The organism is Niallia sp. FSL W8-0954, from assembly GCF_038005605.1.
Lineage (GTDB): Bacteria > Bacillota > Bacilli > Bacillales > Cytobacillaceae > Niallia > Niallia circulans_A.
In genome coordinates, this window is the sequence record NZ_JBBOTN010000001.1 from 1,452,552 (window position 1) to 1,474,096 (window position 21,545).

The following is a 21,545-nucleotide window of genomic DNA, read 5'->3' on the forward strand; positions in this document are numbered from 1 at the left end:
TTCACTTACATTAAAAAAGTGGAGGCATATCCTCCACTTTTTTGTTTACTTTATTCCTTTCATCTTGTTTTGAATCATAGGTGATAACAAGAAAAGGATAATACTTAAGAAAATAGCTACTCCTCCAAGAATACCGAAATATGCAACTTCAGATATTTTTGTGAATAATGGGGCGATTTGTGCATTTAGTGCTTGGGCAGCAGCACTGGATAAGAACCAAAGACTCATTGTCTGTGCAGAGAAAGCCGCTGGCGCCAGTTTAGTTGTAGCAGACAGGCCAACTGGAGATATACATAGCTCTCCAACTACTACTAGGAAATAGCTTAATACTAACCATAATGGGCTAACTAATGTGTTTACTCCGCTTAAATAAGCAGGTAACATCATAATGATAAAGGATAAACCGGCAAACAATAAAGCAATTGAAAACTTCTTAGAAACAGAAGGTTGACGATTTCCAAGCTTAACCCAAATCCATGCAAATACCGGTGCAAATATAATAATGAACAATGGATTGATTGATTGGAAAATAGTTGGTGAAAGACTAAATCTGCCAAACTCTAATTGTGTTCGTTTATCAGCATAGGCAGCAAGAATGGTTGATCCTTGTTCTTGAATCGCCCAGAACATAACGGCAGCTAAAAACAGTGGGATATAGGCAATCAATCTAGAACGCTCATCACGAGTAGTTTTTGGACTGCGATACATAACAATAAAATAAATAGCTGGAATTAAGAAGCCGAGAATTCCGACAATTGTGACAAAAGATTCGAAAGTTAAGATTTTCAATGGAATTAAAATAGCTAAAATGATGGCAATGACCACTATGCTAATACCAATAGAAGAATATACCTTTTTCTTTTCTTTTTTAGATAATGGATTTGGCACAAATGTACCAGCAAGACCTAAATTCTTCTTCTTTGTCATCATGAATACAATTAATCCACATAACATACCAATTGCAGCAAGTCCAAAACCAAGATGGAAACTATAATTCATTCCAATTTCGCCAACAATAATTGGTGACAGGAATCCACCAAGGTTAATTCCCATGTAGAATATACTAAAACCTGCGTCACGACGCGCATCCTCTGGACTATACATTTCTCCAACAATACTTGATACATTTGGTTTTAATAATCCTGTTCCGATAACAATTAAAATCATGGAAATAAAGAACATGGTAATACTACCCGGCACAGCTAATACAATGTGACCAAGCATAATGAATATACCGCCATAGAAAACGGCCTTACTTGTCCCAAATATTCTATCTGCAAACCATCCACCAATTATACCAGACATATAAACGAGTGAACCGTAGATAGATACAATGGCAATCGCCGTACCTTCGGAAATACCTAATCCACCTTTAGATACTTCGTAGTACATATAATAAACTAGGATGGCTCTCATCCCATAGTAGGAAAATCTTTCCCAAAATTCTGTAAAGAAAAGTGTAAACAACCCTTTAGGGTGACCAAAAAATCCCTTTTGGGGAACACTGTCCACAATTTTCTGTTTATTTAAATCTGACATTAAAGAAACCTCCTCTATTATTTTAATATAATACTGAAAAGATACTAGACTTGTCAAAAAAAATTTTGCTAGAGCATAAAATTGGAATAAATTGTGGCTTTTTAGAGTCTAAATTCATAATAATCATTTTATTATGAAAAATAATAATGTTTTTAATATAATTTTTTTGCTTCAAGTGAGTAGTTTTAATTTGATTCGAAATATATGTATAAAAAATTAGCAGAAGGAAGCATACTAGAAAAAAACGAGTTGGTGAGCACGGGTGCAACAATTCAATGAGCAAGCATATAGACATAAAAACATGAATATGTCTATTATTGGAACAAATTATTTAAGTGTAAGCAATCCTTTGATGCCACTATGGTGGGCTCTTGCCATGCCAGGTACTGGTCATATTATGGTTGGAAAGTTATTGATAGGAGTACTTTTATTTATATGGGAATTTTTGATTAATACACAGGCGCATTTAAATTTAGCTATTTTGTACTCCTGTATTGGCGAATTTCAATTAGCTGCTGAATCGCTGGATATAAGATGGTTTTTTTTCTATGTAGGAATTTATATTTTTAATGCATGGGATGCATACAGAATAACTACGGATATTAATCAATTTTCTAAGTTAGCTAAAGAGGAAAGATATCCACTAATGCCATTTGTCATCCATCCATTGGGAATCAATTATTTGCAGCGAGTAAATAAATGGGTACCAGTATTTTGGTCCATCATTACTCCAGGTCTTGGTCATTTAATTCTTAGAAACTTTTTAACGGGTTCATTTTTATTAGCTAGTCATCTAATCATAATCTACCATTCAAAAGCATTAGAAGGAATTTATTTCACTTGCAGAGGATTGTACGGTTTAGCGACCTCCATTATTAATATAGAATGGCTTCTGTTTCTGCCGTCCATTTATCTATTTGCTGCATGTGATACATATTACCATGCCATCGAAATGAATCAACTGTTTAGACTAGAACAGAGCCATTATCTTGAACAAAAATATTCTTTTTATCTTAAAAGAAACTTTAAAATAAAGGACAATAATCCATGAATATTATCTCCGTCTTTGATCATTCCTTAAAAGTCGAATTGGTACTACATGAATTAGAAAAACATCATATTCGCAAGGAAGATATATTTGTATCATCTCTTAATAAAAAAGGGGTAGAGAAAAAATATATGGATCCTTTCAATGCAGATGGTTTTAATATGTTCTTTGTTGCTAGTGTGAGTATGATTATGATGCTTTTGGGGACCATCTATGGATTTGTTCTTTATTTAGGTCCAATTCTTTGGGGATTAATTGGTTTAATAGCGGGAATTTGTATCACTATTCCGGTAGATTATTTGTATAAGCGGTGGAGAAATAAAGAAGAGATAAAGCCAAGTAAAGCGGAGTTAATTATCGTTATTCATTGTGAGGAGACTCAAGTAGCTTTAATAGAAAGTCTATTGTACCAACATCATACAATTGGGTTAGTTAAAATATAAAAAAAAGGAATCTAAATTTATAGACTCCTTGTTACTATTTTATCCACGTATTGCTTTAATTGCTTCTTCACGATTAGGATTGTTATAAATAAATGATCCGGCAACAAGAACATTCGCGCCTGCCTCTTTGACTAATACAGCAGTTTCAGTATTAATACCACCGTCTACTTCAATATCAAGTGTTGGATTTAACAGATCTGCTAACTGACGTACTTCTTTAATTTTAGGAAGGACATTAGGAATAAAAGCCTGTCCGCCAAAACCAGGATTAACTGTCATTAATAGAACCATGTCAATATCTTCGATAATATGCTTAATCATTTCTACTGGCGTACTTGGATTTAATACTACTCCAGCCTTTACGCCCTGTTCTTTTATTAATTGAATAGTACGATGCAAGTGGCGAGAGGCCTCTACATGTACGGTGATGATATCAGCACCAGCCTTAGCGAATGCTGGAATATAAGCATCTGGATTTTCAATCATTAAATGAACATCTAATGGCAAAGTTGTCACAGGACGAATTGCTTCCACAATAAGTGGGCCAATAGTTATATTTGGTACAAAATGACCATCCATTACATCCACATGAATGTAATCAGCGCCACCTCGTTCTACATCTTTCACTTCATCCCCTAGCTTAGCAAAATCAGCGGAGAGAATGGAGGGTGCAATCTTAATCATTTGTATGCCTCCCTTTCTTAATCTATGTATTACATCAAAATTATAGCAGATTGTGAGATATCGAACAAGCTGATTGGATGCGCTTGCTTGTTTTTATGAAAGGTGAGGATAAAAAATTGTAGCCACTTCGTTCGAATAAGAGGATAAATAGAAGTGGCTATCCATAAGTGAATCTCATCATAGTGAAGAATTATAGTTTAGTTATGATTTCTTTTTGAATATCAGCTGGTGCTGCAGCATAATTTGTTGAAATACATGCAATAAGCATTTCTTTATTCTTGTAGAAAGGTTCTTTGTTTTTATTATAATAAAAACGAACACTTTCTTCTTCTTTAAAAAATTCTTTTCCGATTTTTAATAGAGTAGTAACGGGTAGTTTCTCAAAGGAAACAGTGCTTACTTCTTCTTTTCTAGAAACTACAGGCTGTTCTTGGTCTGTATTCTTAAATTCGCTCACCAATTTTTTTAGAACTTTTTCTTGCGAGATTACTTGTTTCAAAAGTTTTTTACGAACTCTTTTTTTCTTCGATTGAAGTCCAAAAGTTTCTAATATATAGTGATGTAATTCTGTATTTTGTGTTACTTCTTCTTGCATCTTACTCATTGTATCCATTGCAAAACTCCTCTAATCTTTTCTTTCACCACTAAATCCATAGAAAATAGGGATTTGGCACTGAATCATTATATACTAAACTGTTAAAAGTACAAAATTTACTTCGGTTAACGAAATAAAAAATATACATTCTAATAAATAAGAGCTGATTTCCGTTGCAGGGGTTCGCTTTCCGTGGGCTCGCGCTGAGACGATTCAGCCTAAAGGCCTGCAGGGTCTCAGGTTGTCTCGCAGATCCCACAGGAGTCTCACCCCTTTCACTCCAAGCAATGCATAATAATTCTATTTGCATTTCCTAAATTCCTTTTGTCAGCAAGCTGAAAGAAGGCCTCAAAAGCCTTCTTTCCTTTATCCACGTTCTTCAAATAGGCGGACAATTTCTACGATTACATTTGTTGCTTTTACCATGTTATCGACAGAAATGAACTCATATTTACCATGGAAGTTTTCTCCACCTGTAAAAATATTGGGAGTTGGCAATCCCATATAAGATAACTGTGAACCATCTGTACCACCGCGAATTGGCTGAACAATTGGTGTAATACCGAGATTTACCATTGCTTGATAGGCTACATCCACAATTTCTTTTACGGGTTCAATTTTTTCCCGCATATTGTAGTATTGGTCGTTTAATTCCAGTTTTACTGTTTCGGCACCATACTTTTCATTTAACTCCGCTACAATTGTCTGCAGGATTCTTTTTCTCTCTTCAAAAGAAGTACGATCAAAATCACGGATAATATAAGCAAGCTTTGTTTCTTCCACGTCTCCCTCAAAGGATAGTAAATGATAAAAACCTTCATAGCCCTCCGTATATTCAGGTGCCTCATTTGCTGGTAAGCGGTTTTGTAATTCCATCGCTATTTTCATACTATTAACCATTTTTCCTTTTGCTGTACCAGGATGAACATTCGTTCCCTTCACTGTGATTTTTGCGCCAGCAGCATTGAAGCTTTCATATTGCAATTCGCCTAATGGCCCGCCATCAACAGTGTAAGCAAAATCAGCATTAAAGGCTTTTACGTTAAATTTATGTGGACCTCTGCCGATTTCCTCATCTGGTGTAAATGCCACTCTAATTTTACCATGTTTAATTGCTGGGTTTTCTTTTAAGTAAATAAGAGCTGTTACAATTTCTGCAATACCTGCTTTGTTATCTGCTCCTAGTAAGGTTGTGCCATCCGTTGTCAACAAAGTATGTCCTACGTAATTTTTTAATTCTGGAAAATCTTTAGGAGATAAAACGATATGTAAATCTTCGTTTAAGGTAATATCCTCCCCATCATAATTTTCCACTTTTTGTGGACGTACATTTTTACCTGTAAAATCAGTAGCAGTATCTAAGTGAGCAAGGAAGCCGATTGTCGGCACTTTTTTCTCAGTATTTGCTGGCAAAGTTGCCATCACATAACCGTTTTCATCAATCGTTACTTCTTCCATACCAATTTCTTTAAGCTCTTCCACCAATAAATTGGCTAATGTTAATTGTCCTGGTGTAGACGGACATTCTAAATTATTTTCATTTGATTGGGTATCGACAACTGCATACGATACAAAACGATTTATTATATTTTCTTTCATGCGATTCAACTCCTTTATCAGATAGTTTGATTTTATCATAGGAGGAATGAATAAGACGAATATTGTGAATTTATGCTAAAAAGTCTCCCATTTCAGTTGTCGTTGGTAAATAGGTATGTTCACAATTATGTTGAATTTAGTGGAGGATTGATGCTTTATTTACAGAGCTTTTTAGATAGAATATAGTTAATAGGGTTTGAAAAAGGAGATTGAGAATGAAAAGAAAAAATAGACCGATTATTATATTTAGTGTAATTGTGGTAATTATTATTATTTGTATCGCAGCTATATGGACACTAAAGAGTAAGGATAATGACGCAATTGAAGACATACAGAAAATAAATGCATCAGCTACTTTTAATCAACAAGAGGAAGAATATATCGTTTATTTCTGGCAAGCCACTTGTACATACTGTAAACAAATTGAAAAAGATGTTCTTTCTTTTAGCAATAACGGTGACACACCTATTTATGTTGTAGATATGCAGGATGAAAAAAATGAATCGAGCTGGTATGACTGGGAAGAGCATCATAAAAAGTATGACCAAGTAATTGGGAAAATCGAAGACGGGAAAGAAGTATGGAATGAGGGCATAAACATAGAGAATTTCCAAAATGATAAAAATACTGCTTGGGGAATTGTCGCGAACGAAGAAAACCAAATCATTGCAACACATAATACTGCTTTCGGAAACGAAGTACCAGAAAACGCGGAAGAAATTGAGATTACAGGAACACCAACGATGATAAAAATCAAAGATGGGAAATTTGCAGCATATGCAGTCGGCGTGGAAGAAACTGTAGAAATGCTAGGGAAGTAAACAGTAAAGAAGCTTTAAGATAGGGTGAACCTGTCTTAAAGCTTCTTTTTTTGAAGAAGAGCGACAAAGTGACAGAATTCGGCGGGAGGGATGTTCATAAAAGGAATGAAAGCCAAAAAGTAGGACGGGAAAAAGAAAAGTGGCATTCATTAAAAGGATGAAAGCCCAAAAAACAAAAACATTCGGAAAAAGTAGTGTTCATGAAGGGAATGAAAGTCAGAAAGAAGAAGGTCAAAGAGAAAAGTGGCGTTCATCAAGCAAAAGAAAGCGAAAATACATCTTAACTCACTAAAAAACAATAATAAGCGAAAGCGTAACATAGATACACATCATATTCTTCCCTTTTAAGAGGATTAGTCTTTAAAAAGAGAAATAAAAACAAATAAACTATTTCAAAAACAAACAAACATATTATATAATGTATTTGGGGTATAAAAAAACAATTTCTGAAGGGAGAAATATTAATGGTACAGAATTTATGGAATAATGAAAAAGCTTCGCAGTTAAATAAGGGATTAGAAGAACTTGTATATCGTTCCAACTTAATCGGAACAGATCGAGCAGTATGTAATTGGGGTGGCGGTAATACTTCAATGAAAACAATCGAAAAGGATTTTCGTGGTAGAGACATAGAAGTAATGTGGGTAAAAGGAAGTGGTTCAGATTTAGCAACAATGAAAGCGCATAATTTTACTGGTCTAAAGCTAGAGGATATAAAACCGTTAATGGAAAGAAAAGAAATGTCAGATGAGGAAATGGTTGCTTATCTATCTCATTGTATGATTGATCGTTCTCATCCAAGGGCATCTATTGAAACTTTATTACACGCTTTTTTACCGTATAAACATGTAGATCATACACATCCCGATGCTATTATTAGTATTTGCTGTGCTGATAATGGAAAACAAATTGCCGAAGAAATATATGGGAATCGTTTCGTTTGGGTACCGTATATTCGTCCTGGCTTCACCTTATCTAAAATGATTGCAGAAGGTGTGAAGAATAATCCAAATGCAGAATTAGTATTAATGGAAAAACACGGTCTTGTTGTTTGGGGAGAAACTGCCGAAGAAAGCTATAACAAAACAATTTCAATTATTAACGAAGCGGAAAAATATATTCATAATAAAATAGACGAGGAGCAAGTATTTGGCGGAGAACAATATCCTGCTTTAAATGAAGAAGAGGCAGAAGAAATTTTAAGCCAAGTAATGCCAGTAATCCGGGGCGCGGTTAGTGGAGAAAAACAAATGCTGTTAACCTACGATAGAGGGGCTGATGTGCTTCAATTTGTAAATAGCAAGGATGCGAAAACCTTATCACAAATTGGTGCAGCATGCCCAGATCATCTTGTACATACGAAAAGACAGCCTTTATATATTGAATGGAATCCAACAACGAAAGATATTGCTAGTTTAAAAGAAAAGATTAAATCAGGTGTAGAAGAATTTAAAAAAGAATATACATCGTATTTTGATAGAAACAAAGAGACTGGAGATCAAATTTCTGAAACTGCTCCGCGTGTTATTTTAATACCTGGTATTGGTATGGTTAACACTGGGAAGACACTAGCTATGGCAGCAGTAAGCGGCGCTTTATACCACCGTGCAATTTCTGTTATGAAGGGAACTACCACCTTAGGTAATTTCGTCTCGTTAAATGAAAATGAATCATTTAAAATAGAGTATTGGCCACTAGAATTGTATAAATTAGCTCTTGCCCCGAAAGAAGCTGAATTCTCTCGTAAAGTCGCATTTGTTACAGGTGGAGCTGGTGGGATAGGCAGTGAAACATGTCGACTATTTGCAGAGCAAGGGGCACATGTTGTTATTGCAGATCTTAATATAGAAGGTGCCGAAAAGGTTGCAGCAGAAATAAATGAGAAGTATGGTTCCATGAGAGCATTAGCTGTTAAGATGGATGTAACAAAAGAAGATGCGGTGAAAGAAGCGTACAAGAAAACAGCTCTAACCTTTGGTGGTGTGGATATCATCGTCAATAACGCTGGTCTTGCTACTTCTAGCCCGTTTGACGAAACGTCTCTACAAGAATGGAATTTAAACTTAAATGTTCTTGGTACAGGGTATTTTCTAGTTGCAAGAGAAGCGTTCAAACAAATGAAGGAACAAGGACTAGGTGGAAGTATGGTCTTCATTGGTTCTAAAAACTCTGTCTACGCAGGGAAGAATGTTACGGCCTATAGTTCTGTAAAAGCAATGGAAGCGCATCTTGCACGATGTATTGCAGCAGAGGGAGGAGAATTCGGTATACGTGTTAATACTGTCTTACCTGATGCCGTATTACAAGGATCCGCTATTTGGGGCTCTAAGTGGCGTGAAGAGCGAGCAGCTAACTATGGAATTGAACCAGATCAATTAGAAGAGCATTATAAAAAACGGACCACTTTATTAGTTAATATTTTTCCAAAGGATATAGCGGAAGCGATTTGTTATTTCTCTTCCTCCAAAGCGGAGAAAACTACTGGATGCATGCTGACAGTAGATGGAGGAGTTCCAGCGGCCTTTACTAGATAATATTGGTTAGATTATTATTCTAATTTGTGCTTTTGACAGCCTCAAAGAGATAAAGATAAGCATAAAGGAAGTGTGATTTCCATGAAAATCACACTTCTTTTTAATGTTAAATAAGGTAATATATGTTAATATGGTTTATGAATGTTTATTAAACTAACGGATGAAAATTGGTTAAAAGTTGTTTTGTATTCCTGAATAAGACGAGGGAAATGAGGACATCTCTGTGAAATAGTATTAACGAATGACTAAAATATTTTTCCAGCTAATACCCTCAACTAATGGAAGGTCAATTTGGTTAAGTGGATATACCATTTGTGATGTTTCTAATAGTCCTCTAAAGCCAGGGAATATTATATTTGCAAAGGGGAGTAGGCGTTTATGAAAAGAATATTTTATAGTATGCTAATTCTTTTTCTATTAAGTGCATGTTCAAAAGGAGGGGGAATGGAGACGGAAGAGGAAATAGTCGATACAAATAATGTGAAGGTTCCTAGTACCATTTTTTATTCTGACAAACAAAATAGTGTAATTGATGAAGAAGAAATGAAATCAAGCATAAAAACATACTTAGACACCCATGAAGAATTATCTCTTGCTAGTTCCCCTTTTCAAGAGATAATAGACGAAGAAAAAGAATTAACGAAAAGTGATTTAGAGAAGTTAAAGCAAATTAACAGGCTTACAAGAGAAAATGATGATAACTTTTTAAACTATATCTCACAAAATACATTACCCCAGGGTTATCAAGAAGAATCCGAAAGAATAAGTAGATATATTACAAGTTTAAATGGGATGCTAGATGAATTAGATACAGTGCTCGACCAACTTACAGACGACTTGAATGAAGATGTCATTCCTACAGTAAACATGGACTCTTTATATAAAAGCAGTAAGGTAGTTAACGGAAGAGAACAGAAAAAAATAGAAGAGTTTCTGGAAAATAAAAATATCAAGACTAAAGCATTTGGACGTAAGCAATAAGAAAACAGCAGATTAGAACTGTAAACAGGGCTGTTCTTAAAAATAGAATGGCAAAACAGATAAAGCAGCATAGCTTCTTTTATAGGGAGAGCTGCTTTATGTATTCACCGTTTACAGTTTAACTTTCTGTGTGTTAGCGTTAATTCCTCCCCACCTTATTTATCAAAAAATATGTAAGATTCCTCGGAATAGTTGCTAAATTATTCTGTACTCTCATAATAATACAAAGATAGTTAAATTAGGAGGCAGACCTTCTTGGATCATGTTTTAATGGAACAATTAAGGAAGTTAACAGAGGAAGAAATATGCATTGTTCAGCAAAAACAAGGGGTAATAAAAGACATCTATACTAGTCAAAGTAATTTTATCATAGAAAGTGAAAAGTTTTTGCGTAATGATAAAATGATAGCGGTTAGAAAGCATACACGTTTTATTGATTTTCCTAAACATAAGCATAATTATATTGAGATTAATTATGTCGTAAATGGTCAGTTAAAGCAGAAAGTTGGGAACGATGAAATCGTGTTGAAAAGAGGAGAACTTCTATTTTTAAATCAGCACATGGAACATGAAATAGAGGCGTGTGATAAGGACGATATCGTCGTTAATTTCATCATTCAGCCGCCATTTTTTCAATTTATATTTCAATATTTACATGAAGAAAATAAGCTGACAGATTTTTTAATTAGTAGTTTATTTAAACATAAAGAGAGTGGTCAGTATTTATATTACAAGGTTTCAGAGGTCATAGAAATTCAGGATATAATTGGGAAACTATTAAAAGAAGAAAGTAATAATTCCATTTTATCTGAATCGACGATGAAGCTTTATATGGGATTATTAATGATTGAACTGATAAAAAATACTGATAAGATTCAACAAAATGAAGGAGTAACACAAGATCATTATGTAGTCATAGAGGCTTTGAGTTACATCGAAGAGCACTATCAGCTAGGGACACTGAATGAACTTGCTGGACGCCTTCACCAATCAATGTCTTCATTAAGTAAAAATATTAAGAAAGCAACAGGCTATACTTTTAAGGAATTGCAGCAGGAAAAGCGACTGAGCGAAGCAAAGAATCTATTAGAGACAACGGATCTTCCAATTAAGAGGATTGTAGAAGAAGTAGGTTATGATAATATAAGTTATTTCTATCGGATATTTAAAGAAAAATATAGAATGACGCCAAAAGCGTTTCGGTTGAAACTAGCAAAATAGTAATATGCTAGTTTTTTCTTTGTAATCTAATTCCTTTTATAAAACAATGAAGGAGATATGGAAAATAAGGACAATAAAAAAGAAAAGTGCGTTATTTTATTTAAAAATGAAACCCATTACAATATCCCTAAGAAAACGTTTTTTAATTCCTTTTCAAGGAGAGGTGTAAATGACTAGATATACACTGGCAGTAGATATTGGGGCCTCAAGTGGTAGGCTTATTCTCGGGTCTGTTTCATTAGAAAAATTAGAACTGAAAGAAATTCACCGGTTCGAAAATAGGATGATCAAAAAAGGACAGCATTATTGCTGGGATATAGAAATGATATTTTCGGAAATAAAAAAAGGAATTAAAAAATGTAATGACATAGGAATTACTCCTGAAAGTATTGGTATCGATACATGGGCAGTAGATTTTGTATTACTAGATGAAAAGGGGGAACTTTTAACAGATGCTGTTGCTTATAGGGACGATCGAACGGATGGCATGATGGAAGAAGTATTCCAGAAAATAATGAAAGAAAGATTGTATTTAGAAACGGGAATTCAATTCCAAAAATTTAATACTATTTATCAGTTATATTCGTTAAAAAAGACACAGCCAGAAGTATTCGCACAAGCGAAAACCTTTTTAATGATACCTGATTATTTACACTATTTATTATCAGGTATTGCAGTGAATGAATACACCAATGCTACTTCGACACAGTTATTAAATGCTTTCACCAAAAAATGGGATAAAACGATACTTGATACATTAGAGATCAATAAAGAAATATTCCAAGAAATTAAAAAGCCAAATACGATTCTTGGGAATTTAAGACCAGAATTAGTGGAAGAGTTTGGCTTTGATATGAAAGTGATTTTGCCAGCGACTCATGATACAGGTTCAGCAGTAATTTCAGTTCCAGCTTTTAATGATACAATCTATATCAGTTCGGGGACATGGTCATTGATTGGTGTGGAAAATAGATTTCCAATTTGTGTGACAAAGGCTTTAGATTATAACTTTACTAATGAAGGAGGAATTGATTATCGCTATCGTTTCTTAAAAAATATTATGGGACTATGGATGATACAGGAAGTCAGACGCAATTATAATAACCAATACTCTTTTGCCAAGTTTGTTGAATTAGCAAAAGAGGCACAAGGTTTTTCAAGTATTGTAAATGTAAATGATAATCGTTTTCTAAAGCCTGACAATATGGTAGAAGAAATTCAGAACTATTGTCTAGAAACAGGACAGCAAGTTCCGGCAACACCTGGAGAAATAGCGAAATGTGTTTATGATAGTTTAGTAGATAGCTATGTTATAGCGATAAATGAGATAGAAGAAATTTTTGAAAAAACTTTTCCGAGTATTAATATTATTGGCGGCGGCTGTCAGAATGAAATGCTAAACCAGCTACTTGCAGAAGCGTCTCAGAAGGAGGTATATGCTGGACCGATAGAAGCGACAGCAATTGGGAATATTGTTTCTCAATTCATCGCATTAGGAGAAATAGATAGTTTATCAGAGGCTAGACAAATGATAAAGCAATCATTTGAGATAAAAGTATATAAAGCTGCGGAAGATGCAATCAAATAAAAGGAGGACACAAACATGTCTGTTAAAGAAAATTTTGAGCTGGCAAAAAAACAATATGAGCAATGGGGAGTAAATGTAGAAGAAGCATTAGAAAAGCTAAAGAATATCCCGATTTCAATCCATTGTTGGCAAGGGGATGACATTGCTGGATTTGAAGTAAATCAAAGAGAATTATCTGGTGGTATTGATGTAACAGGGAATTATCCTGGGAAAGCAACGAATCCGGAGGAATTAAGAAGCGATTTAGAGAAGGCGCTCTCACTTATTCCTGGAAGACATCGCGTGAATCTCCATGCTATTTATGCAGAAACCAATGGGCTAGCCGTAGAAAGAGATGAGCTAGAGCCAAAGCATTTTGAAAATTGGGTGCAATGGGCAAAAGAAAATGGCTTAGGGCTGGATTTTAATCCGACTTTATTTTCCCATGAAAAAGCAGCTGATGGATTAACGTTAGCTCATCCAGATCAAGAAATTCGTGATTTTTGGATTCAACATTGTATTGCTAGTCGAAAAATTGCTGAATATTTCGGGAAAGAGCTCGGAACGCCTGCATTAACGAATATATGGATACCGGATGGCTACAAAGACATTCCAAGCGACCGTTTAACTCCAAGAAAAAGACTAAAGGATTCCTTGGATAAAATTTATGCTGTAGAAACAGATGAACGCTATAATTTAGATGCAGTAGAAAGCAAGGTTTTTGGAATTGGTTCAGAATCTTATGTAGTCGGTTCCCATGAATTTTACTTAGGCTATGCCTTGAAAAATAATAAATTATGCCTCATGGATACAGGTCATTATCATCCGACCGAGACTGTTTCGAATAAAATTTCTTCCATGCTTTTATTTAGTGATAAATTGGCATTACATGTATCTCGACCAGTAAGATGGGATAGTGATCATGTTGTTATTTTAGATGATGAACTAAAAGAAATTGCTGTAGAAATCGTACGTAATGATGCATTAGATAAAGTAATTATAGGTCTTGATTTCTTTGATGCAAGCATTAACCGCGTAGCAGCATGGACAATTGGTACAAGAAATATGATTAAAGCACTTTTAAATGCATTATTGCTTCCAAATGATAAATTAAAACAATTACAAGAGGAAGGAAATTTTACAGAGAGATTGGCATTAATGGAAGAATTTAAAACATATCCATTTGGGGCAATCTGGGATTACTATTGTGAACAAATGGATGTACCGGTGCGTGAATCTTGGCTGAATGAAGTGAAAGTGTATGAGGAAGAAGTTCTTTCCAAAAGATAAAATAAAAAGAAACCACTCTCAACCGTGAGTGGTTTCTTTTTATTGGTTAAAAGGTGGAATTGCATGTTGGATACTTGTTTTTTCTTTTCACTGCAAATGTTTCCATGTATAATGATACATACAGTTTTTTCCTTTGGAGGTGTGGTTTTTGAAGCGGTTACTGTATGTATATATGTTTGTTTTTATATTATTTGGTATTTATTTTTATTATTCTCATTTGTATAATGCTTTAGACGATAATAACGGTGTAAAAAGAGAGCGCTTACAAGTTGTCGTTAATGACGAGTTTGTGATGGTCACCTTTCTGGCAGGGATGGATTACTGGAAGTCGGCATTAAAGGGATTTGAGGATGCGGCTAATGAATGGAATGTTTCGGTTGCTTATAGAGGTGGAACGCAATATGACCTGCATGAGCAAATTACTATATTAGAGCAAGTGATTGCCAAGAAGCCTGCTGGGATTGCTCTTTCTGCCATAAATCCGAATAATCTAAATGCCACCATTGATAAAGCTGTGGAGATGGGAATCCCAGTTGTTTTGTTCGATTCTGATGCACCGTTAAGTAAAGCATCAGCCTTTTTAGGTACTAACAATTATGAAGCGGGTGTAAAGGCAGCAGATAAACTGTCATCCCTTATAAATAAAAAGGGAAAAGTAGCCGTCATTACGTTACCAGATCAGTTAAACCATCAAGAAAGAACAAAAGGGTTTGTGGAAACCATTAAATCAAACTATCCGAATATTGAAGTGGTGCAAGTCCAAAATGGAGAAGGCGATCAACTGAAATCGGAAAAAATAGCAAAAGAGATAATGAAAAACTATCCAGATATTAAAGGGATATTTGTAACAGAAGCAAATGGGGGAGTCGGAGTAGCAGATGCAGCAAAAGAAAACAAGAAGATGGATGTAAAGATTATTAGCTTTGATGTAGACAGAAAGACATTAGATAACATAGAAAACGGAACTATATCTGCAACCATTGCTCAGGGAACATGGAATATGGGCTATTGGTCCATGCAGTTTCTTTTTAAACTGCATCAAAAGGACATCATTAGCGATCCTCATGGCCTGCCTTCTTATGTCGATACGGGAATTACCATTGTTACAAAGGATAATGTGAAAGAATACTATGCCGAATATACAAAGTAAGGAAGAAAGGTTTAGATAAATGTTTGCGAAATTAAGGAAAGTTAATGATTTTTCACTAAGAGATAAATTGATTGCTTTGTTTTTACTAATTAGTATTATCCCAGCCATTGGACTAGGTTTATTAGTCGGTGTAACAGTGGAAAAAATTTTAGGAGAACAAGCAACAAAAAATACCTTGCAATTAATCAATCAAGTAAACACGACATTAGAATCTTCCATAACAAATGTACAAAATGTAAGTTATCTCATTTCGATGGATGCACAAATTAAGACTTTTTTTTCCTCAAATCGAAAGGAAGGCAACGAGACGGATCAAAGTTATTCTATTCGCCAAACAATGCAAGGGTTTACATCCTTGTACCCAGAAATTGCAGGAATCCTACTAATAAATAAGCAAGGAAAATATATTAGTAATGAACTTTATGCAGAGGATAAGGTTGATTTAACAAAGGAGGAGTGGTACAAGGAAGCAGTCCGTAATAAAGGGATCTTTAAAATTATTGGGAAGCCTGAAAAGCGTCATATTATCAGCCAAATTAATTACAAGGATGAAGATGTCGTGACTGTTGTTAGGGCAATCGTCGATAGAGATACACAAGAAATAACCGGTGTCTTATTAATCGATTTAAAATTAAGAGTCATTGGAGAAGCGATGAATAATGTCCATATTGGATTATCGGGATTTTTAACTGTAATAGATGAAAATGGTAAAGAGATTTATTCTACTTCTAATAGTGAAGCAATCGAGATTCCAGAAACGATTTTATTGGAAGGAGATTGGGGGGCTTATAAAAAGGTAGTAGATGGGGAGAAGATGGAGTTTATTTATCAAAGAACCCCTTTTTCCAATTGGACAACAGTTGGGATATTTCATTCAGATGAATCAGTAGCAGAGGTAAAAGAAATTCAATTGTATTTGTTCTTTTTTGTATTTTTTTTATGTTTTGCCGGTATAACGGTGTCTTATTATTTTTCTCATTCTATTTCCAATCCGATCATTGAATTAATGACGATGATGAGAAAAATTGAAGATGGCCAGATGGAAATCCGCTATAAGGGGAAACGAAAAGATGAGATTGGCAGACTAGGAAAAACATTTAATCATATGATTACAAAGATTAATAGTTTAATAACATTAACAGAAGTGCAAGAAAAACAAAAGAGAGAAGCAGAATTAAGAAGTCTTCAAGCACATATAAAGCCACATTTTCTATACAATACATTAGATACGATTAATTGGATGGCAAGAAAGCATGGAGCAAAAGATGTTGCAGAGGTAGTTGCATCATTATCTTCCTTTTTCAGAATTGGTTTAAGTAAGGGCAATGATATGATTCCCTTAAAAGACGAAATGAAGCATATTCAAAGTTATCTTATGATTCAAAAGGCAAGATATCAGGAGAAATTAAGTTATGAAATTATATATGATTCTAATTTGACAGAAGTAACAATCCTTAAGTTGGTCCTTCAGCCTATAGTGGAGAATGCAATTTATCACGGAATAAAAGAAAGGAGAGGACCTGGAAACATAATAATCTCTGCAATTCAGGAAAATGCGTGCTTACTTTTAAAAGTTACGGATGATGGAAAAGGCATGGAAGAGGAGGAGTTACATGCACTAAGAGAAAAACTAAATACACTTGTGATCTTAAAAAAGGAAAGGAAGGAACAGATAAATTTTGGCTATGGCATGATGAATGTACAAGCAAGAATTAAACTTACATATGGAGACGCGTATGGTCTCACAATTGATAGTGAGCCTGATAAAGGAACAACAGTAACGATAAAACTTCCCATGAATCTAGAGGAAAAGAAGGAGTGAGAATGAATGGATAAACAAATATGGAATGTGTTAATTGCCGATGATGAACCCATTATTCGGGAAGGGATACGGAATGTCATCGATTGGTCTGCACTTCAGATGAATGTTATAGCAGAAGCGGAGGATGGGGAAGAGGCGATAGAGCTTTCGCTGATGCATTCTGTCGACATCCTCCTTATAGATATAAATATGCCAATTGCAAATGGATTAATGGTGATTAAACAGGTAAAAGCCAAGCTGCCAGACTGCCAAATTATTATTATAACGGGGTATGATGAATTTAAGTATGCCCAAGAAGCCGTTCGATTAAATGTATTCGATTATTTATTAAAACCTATCGATCCAGATCATCTAATGGGATTGTTAAATAAGATAAAAATGGAGTTAGTAGAAGTAAATAAAAAAAGGGCTTTATTGGACAGAACGTCCGAGCAATTCACTAAAAATCTGCCGACCTTACAACATAATTTCTTCCGTGAATGGATAGGGGGCAAATTAACGAACGAGGAAATAAAGGAACAATTAGCTTTTTACTATTTAAATACGAGTATACCTAAACAACTAGTAGTTATTTCTTGTTTGGAATTTCTCGAGAACAAGTCTATCTTAAGTGAAAAGGAAAAAGGAGAGATTCAAGAATCGTTAAAATATCATATTCTCTTATTCTTAAAACACAAGGAAATAGGTTATTTTCATGATGAATCAGGTTTGATCGCTCTAATTATCTGGCAAACTATCACTAATGAGGTAGCTTTACAGTTGGAGGAATATATCAGAAAAGAACTAAAAATGTCTATTGCCATCTATATAAATAACAATGAAGTGGATTACAAACAACTCTTTTCCTTATATAAAAACTGTAAAGAAATGATCCAAAAGGAAATGAATATTTCACCTATTGTGAGAAGGGCAAAGAGTATTATTGACCATCAATATGCAGATTCTTCCCTTTCACTCGAGAAGGTTGCGATCACTTTACAGGTATCTCCTGTTTATTTAAGTAGATTAATGAAGCAAGAATTAAAAGTAAGTTTCGTCCAGCTCCTTACAACGAAACGAATGAAACAGGCAATATACTTACTTCAATCAACGGATTATCCAATTATCACGATATCTCAGCTAGTAGGGTATGAAACGCAGCATTATTTTAGTACAGCGTTTAAAAAGATTATGGGCGTTTCCCCTAATAAATATCGTAGAAATATTATGGAGGAAACAAATAATATAAAGTGAAGGAAGTAGGGGCCATGAAAGATGGGCTTCTTTTTTTTTGCGTAATAAGCCTAAACGCTGACCAGGAAAATAGGTGGAAGATCAACTGTCCGTATAGCCAATTGAATTAACTAAGATGGGTAAAGGGATAGATAAGACACCACAAATCTTTTTTTAGTGAAATGAAAGCGTTTTAATTTAAGTTAAAAAAGTATAAAAATAGTAAATTATTTGAAAAGACCATCCTTGAGGCAGATGCTATAGTAAGTTTAGTCAAAATAAATGCTTAAGAAAAATGTAGAAAGGGGGAAGTTTGTTTGTGTAAAAAAGTGTATACATTTATTGCTGTCATTGTACTAACATTTATTACTACTGCATGTGGAGTTGAAAAAACATCTGGAGAGTCAAAAGGGTTTATTGGTATTTCCATGCCTACCAAATCATCAGAAAGATGGGTAAATGATGGAGAAAATATGAAAAAACTGTTTGAAGAACTTGGCTTTAAAACGGATTTACAATATGCAGAGGATGTGATTGAAAATCAAACAGCACAAATTGAAAATATGATCACAAAAGGCGTAGATATTCTTGTCATTGCCCCCATCGATGACCGATCTGGTTTAACAGGAGTTTTAGAGAGAGCCCATAAGGATGGCATAAAAATTATTTCTTATGACCGTTTAATACAGCACAGTGAATATGTAGATTATTATGCAACATTCGATAATTTTAAAGTAGGAGAGCTGCAAGGACAATATATTGAGGAGAAGTTAGGATTGAAAGAATCTGAAGGACCATTTAATATAGAGATTTTTGCAGGATCACCAGATGATAACAATGCATACTTTTTCTTCGATGGAGCAATGTCAGTCCTTCAGCCATATATAGATTCTGGCAAACTAGTCGTAAGAAGTAAGCAAACAAAATTTAGTCAAGGAGCGACACTCCGCTGGGATGGGGCACTAGCTCAAGCTAGAATGGATAATTTATTAAGCGCACATTATTCCTCTGAACGGATAGATGCCGTCTTGTCTCCCTATGATGGTATTAGTATTGGGGTTATCTCGTCTTTAAGGGGTGTTGGCTATGGAAGCAAAGATAAACCGATGCCGATTATAACAGGGCAAGATGCAGAGCTTGCTTCTATTAAAGCAATTATAAATGGAAGACAAACGCAAACCATTTTCAAAGATACACGAGAATTAGCTAAGAAAGCTGTGGAAATGGCAAGGGCATTACTCAATGGAGAGGAAGCAGAAGTAAATGATACGGAAACATATAACAACGGAAAAAAAGTAGTTCCTGCTTATCTTTTGAAACCGGTTTCTGTGGATATAGAAAATTATGAAGCTGAATTAGTTGATACGAATTATTATACGAAAGAGCAGCTGGGACAGTAATAGTAAGAAAAAATAGAGGTGGTGAAGGACATGGCAAATATAATTCTTGAAATGCAAAATATTACAAAGGAGTTCCCAGGCGTTAAAGCTTTAGATGATGTTAATTTAAAGGTTAAGCAAGGAGAAATACACGCTCTTTGTGGGGAAAATGGTGCTGGTAAATCAACTTTAATGAAGGTATTGAGCGGAGTTTACCCACATGGTACTTATTCTGGAGATATTTTCTTTCATAATGAAGTTTGCATATTTAAAGACATCAAACAAAGCGAAGAGCTAGGAATCGTAATCATCCATCAAGAACTTGCATTAGTATCGGAATTGACGATAGCAGAAAATCTCTTTTTAGGAAATGAAATCGTTAACAAGGGCGTTGTTGATTGGAATAAAACAATTTTGCGTACACGGGAATTGCTTAAAAAAGTCGGATTAAGTGAATCACCAAATACAAAGGTAAGTGATATTGGAGTAGGTAAACAACAATTAGTAGAAATCGCAAAAGCTTTATCAAAGGATGTTAAGCTGCTTATTTTAGATGAACCAACAGCTTCTTTAAATGAGAATGACAGCGAAAACTTACTAAATTTATTATTAGACCTTAAAAAACAAGGAATGTCTGCCATCATTATATCGCATAAACTGAATGAAATTGAAAAGGTTGCCGATTCTATTACCATTTTAAGAGATGGAAAAACGATTGAGACATTGGATGTAAAGAATGATCAGGTGGATGAAAACAGAATTATCAAAGGTATGGTAGGGAGAGATCTTACCAATCGATATCCTGAGCGAATTCCTCATATTGGAGAGGTTGTTTTTGAGGTAAAAGATTGGAATGTATACCATCCAAAGCATATGGATAGGAAAGTGATCGATAATGTCTCCTTAACAATCAGAAGGGGAGAGATTGTCGGGGTTGCGGGGTTAATGGGAGCTGGACGTACAGAATTAGCAATGAGCCTATTTGGAAGAGCATATGGAAAGAATATTAATGGAAAAATAATAAAAAATGGGAAAGAAGTGCAATTCAAAGATGTAACTGCAGCTATCAATAATGGGCTAGCCTATGTTTCGGAAGATAGAAAAGGCAATGGTTTAATCTTAATGGAAGACATTAAACAGAATATTACGCTTGCAACGCTTGACCGTATTTCTAAACATTCTGTGTTAGATAAGAATCAAGAGATAAAGGTTGCAGAAGAATATCGGCAGAAATTCAGAATAAAAACGCCAAGCATCTTTCAAAAAGCTGGAAATCTGAGTGGCGGTAATCAACAGAAAATCGTATTAAGTAAATGGGTTTTTTCAGAGCCGGATATCTTAATTTTAGATGAACCTACTAGAGGAATAGACGTTGGTTCTAAGTATGAAATTTATACAATCATTAATGATCTTGTCAATGAGGGAAAAAGTATTCTAATGATTTCGTCTGAATTACCAGAGTTATTAGGGATGTGTGACCGTATTTATGTAATGAATGAGGGGCGCATAACAGGAGAAGTTCTTAAAGAAGAAGCAAATCAAGAGAAATTAATGAAATATATGACCAAAAGTAAAGTAAGGGGGTAAGCGAACAATGCAGCCACAAATAAAACCAAATCCAGTAGGTTCACAAAAAAGCAAATCACTTTTTCATGTTAAT

General features: G+C 34.7%; 18 protein-coding genes. 14 read left to right on the forward strand and 4 right to left on the reverse strand.

Annotation, left to right across the window (positions count from 1 at the left end):
- Positions 1 to 45: 45 nt before the first annotated feature.
- The gene (locus NX902_RS07225) at positions 46 to 1,539 is read right to left on the reverse strand and encodes a peptide MFS transporter (RefSeq protein ID WP_095329954.1); all 1,494 of its coding nucleotides are present in this window, start codon (positions 1,537 to 1,539) and stop codon (positions 46 to 48) included.
- A gap of 262 nt (positions 1,540 to 1,801) precedes the next feature.
- Between NX902_RS07225 and NX902_RS07230 the strand changes: the two genes are divergently transcribed.
- The gene (locus NX902_RS07230) at positions 1,802 to 2,590 is read left to right on the forward strand and encodes a hypothetical protein (RefSeq protein WP_095329953.1); all 789 of its coding nucleotides are present in this window, start codon (positions 1,802 to 1,804) and stop codon (positions 2,588 to 2,590) included.
- Entirely contained in the window at positions 2,587 to 3,030 is a 444-nt protein-coding gene (locus NX902_RS07235) for a hypothetical protein (RefSeq protein ID WP_095329952.1), read from the forward strand. Before NX902_RS07230 ends, NX902_RS07235 begins: the two co-directional genes overlap by 4 nt.
- 39 nt (positions 3,031 to 3,069) lie before the next feature.
- On the opposite strand, the gene rpe is transcribed toward NX902_RS07235, so the two are convergent.
- The 3 genes from rpe to pepT all read right to left on the reverse strand — a co-directional run bounded on the left by rpe (position 3,070) and on the right by pepT (position 5,908).
- Complete coding sequence (rpe, locus tag NX902_RS07240; protein ID WP_095329951.1) at positions 3,070 to 3,714, reverse strand: ribulose-phosphate 3-epimerase; 645 nt, start codon at positions 3,712 to 3,714, stop codon at positions 3,070 to 3,072.
- A gap of 190 nt (positions 3,715 to 3,904) precedes the next feature.
- Positions 3,905 to 4,318, reverse strand: a complete 414-nt coding sequence (locus NX902_RS07245; RefSeq protein WP_204259950.1) for a hypothetical protein — start codon at positions 4,316 to 4,318, stop codon at positions 3,905 to 3,907.
- Between the two features lie 357 nt (positions 4,319 to 4,675).
- Entirely contained in the window at positions 4,676 to 5,908 is a 1,233-nt protein-coding gene (gene pepT / locus NX902_RS07250; RefSeq protein WP_095329949.1) for a peptidase T, read from the reverse strand.
- A gap of 215 nt (positions 5,909 to 6,123) precedes the next feature.
- On the opposite strand from pepT, the gene NX902_RS07255 reads away from it, so the two are divergent.
- The 12 genes from NX902_RS07255 (at position 6,124) to mmsA (ending at position 21,472) form a co-directional block, all read left to right on the forward strand.
- Complete coding sequence (locus NX902_RS07255; protein ID WP_095329948.1) at positions 6,124 to 6,729, forward strand: thioredoxin fold domain-containing protein; 606 nt, start codon at positions 6,124 to 6,126, stop codon at positions 6,727 to 6,729.
- Positions 6,730 to 6,886: 157 nt separating this feature from the next.
- The gene (locus NX902_RS07260) at positions 6,887 to 7,021 is read left to right on the forward strand and encodes a hypothetical protein (RefSeq protein ID WP_286167819.1); all 135 of its coding nucleotides are present in this window, start codon (positions 6,887 to 6,889) and stop codon (positions 7,019 to 7,021) included.
- Positions 7,022 to 7,193: 172 nt separating this feature from the next.
- On the forward strand, positions 7,194 to 9,263 hold the full coding sequence (locus tag NX902_RS07265; RefSeq protein ID WP_095329947.1) for a bifunctional aldolase/short-chain dehydrogenase: 2,070 nt from the start codon (positions 7,194 to 7,196) through the stop codon (positions 9,261 to 9,263).
- Positions 9,264 to 9,641: 378 nt separating this feature from the next.
- Positions 9,642 to 10,244, forward strand: coding sequence for an NDxxF motif lipoprotein (locus NX902_RS07270; protein WP_095329946.1), 603 nt, complete (start codon positions 9,642 to 9,644; stop codon positions 10,242 to 10,244).
- 255 nt (positions 10,245 to 10,499) lie between these two features.
- Complete coding sequence (locus tag NX902_RS07275; protein ID WP_095329945.1) at positions 10,500 to 11,465, forward strand: AraC family transcriptional regulator; 966 nt, start codon at positions 10,500 to 10,502, stop codon at positions 11,463 to 11,465.
- A 169-nt stretch (positions 11,466 to 11,634) separates the two neighbouring features.
- Complete coding sequence (gene rhaB, locus NX902_RS07280) at positions 11,635 to 13,053, forward strand: rhamnulokinase (RefSeq protein WP_095329944.1); 1,419 nt, start codon at positions 11,635 to 11,637, stop codon at positions 13,051 to 13,053.
- A gap of 15 nt (positions 13,054 to 13,068) precedes the next feature.
- Positions 13,069 to 14,322 (forward strand): L-rhamnose isomerase, encoded by a 1,254-nt coding sequence (rhaA, locus tag NX902_RS07285; protein ID WP_095329943.1) that lies wholly within the window; start codon positions 13,069 to 13,071, stop codon positions 14,320 to 14,322.
- A 148-nt stretch (positions 14,323 to 14,470) separates the two neighbouring features.
- Complete coding sequence (locus tag NX902_RS07290) at positions 14,471 to 15,472, forward strand: substrate-binding domain-containing protein (protein WP_095332075.1); 1,002 nt, start codon at positions 14,471 to 14,473, stop codon at positions 15,470 to 15,472.
- A gap of 19 nt (positions 15,473 to 15,491) precedes the next feature.
- Complete coding sequence (locus tag NX902_RS07295; RefSeq protein ID WP_095332077.1) at positions 15,492 to 17,294, forward strand: cache domain-containing sensor histidine kinase; 1,803 nt, start codon at positions 15,492 to 15,494, stop codon at positions 17,292 to 17,294.
- Positions 17,295 to 17,300: 6 nt separating this feature from the next.
- Positions 17,301 to 18,527 carry a response regulator transcription factor gene (locus tag NX902_RS07300; protein WP_095332079.1) on the forward strand — a complete coding sequence of 409 codons (1,227 nt, stop codon included), beginning with the start codon at positions 17,301 to 17,303 and terminating at the stop codon, positions 18,525 to 18,527.
- Positions 18,528 to 18,856: 329 nt separating this feature from the next.
- The gene (gene chvE, locus NX902_RS07305; RefSeq protein WP_235850310.1) at positions 18,857 to 19,906 is read left to right on the forward strand and encodes a multiple monosaccharide ABC transporter substrate-binding protein; all 1,050 of its coding nucleotides are present in this window, start codon (positions 18,857 to 18,859) and stop codon (positions 19,904 to 19,906) included.
- 30 nt (positions 19,907 to 19,936) lie between these two features.
- Positions 19,937 to 21,472 (forward strand): multiple monosaccharide ABC transporter ATP-binding protein, encoded by a 1,536-nt coding sequence (gene mmsA / locus NX902_RS07310; RefSeq protein ID WP_095332081.1) that lies wholly within the window; start codon positions 19,937 to 19,939, stop codon positions 21,470 to 21,472.
- The last annotated feature ends 73 nt before the right edge of the window (positions 21,473 to 21,545 follow it).

Bases quoted from the DNA above. Each gene is read 5' to 3' on its own strand.
- NX902_RS07225 (WP_095329954.1), bottom strand. From the start codon at position 1,539: ATGTCAGATTTAAATAAACAGAAAATTGTGGACAGTGTTCCCCAAAAG.
- pepT (WP_095329949.1), bottom strand. From the start codon at position 5,908: ATGAAAGAAAATATAATAAATCGTTTTGTATCGTATGCAGTTGTCGAT.
- rpe (WP_095329951.1), bottom strand. From the start codon at position 3,714: ATGATTAAGATTGCACCCTCCATTCTCTCCGCTGATTTTGCTAAGCTA.
- NX902_RS07235 (WP_095329952.1), top strand. From the start codon at position 2,587: ATGAATATTATCTCCGTCTTTGATCATTCCTTAAAAGTCGAATTGGTA.
- NX902_RS07265 (WP_095329947.1), top strand. From the start codon at position 7,194: ATGGTACAGAATTTATGGAATAATGAAAAAGCTTCGCAGTTAAATAAG.
- NX902_RS07255 (WP_095329948.1), top strand. From the start codon at position 6,124: ATGAAAAGAAAAAATAGACCGATTATTATATTTAGTGTAATTGTGGTA.
- NX902_RS07295 (WP_095332077.1), top strand. From the start codon at position 15,492: ATGTTTGCGAAATTAAGGAAAGTTAATGATTTTTCACTAAGAGATAAA.
- NX902_RS07260 (WP_286167819.1), top strand. From the start codon at position 6,887: ATGAAAGCCCAAAAAACAAAAACATTCGGAAAAAGTAGTGTTCATGAA.
- rhaB (WP_095329944.1), top strand. From the start codon at position 11,635: ATGACTAGATATACACTGGCAGTAGATATTGGGGCCTCAAGTGGTAGG.
- rhaA (WP_095329943.1), top strand. From the start codon at position 13,069: ATGTCTGTTAAAGAAAATTTTGAGCTGGCAAAAAAACAATATGAGCAA.
- mmsA (WP_095332081.1), top strand. From the start codon at position 19,937: ATGGCAAATATAATTCTTGAAATGCAAAATATTACAAAGGAGTTCCCA.
- NX902_RS07245 (WP_204259950.1), bottom strand. From the start codon at position 4,318: ATGAGTAAGATGCAAGAAGAAGTAACACAAAATACAGAATTACATCAC.
- NX902_RS07300 (WP_095332079.1), top strand. From the start codon at position 17,301: ATGGATAAACAAATATGGAATGTGTTAATTGCCGATGATGAACCCATT.
- NX902_RS07270 (WP_095329946.1), top strand. From the start codon at position 9,642: ATGAAAAGAATATTTTATAGTATGCTAATTCTTTTTCTATTAAGTGCA.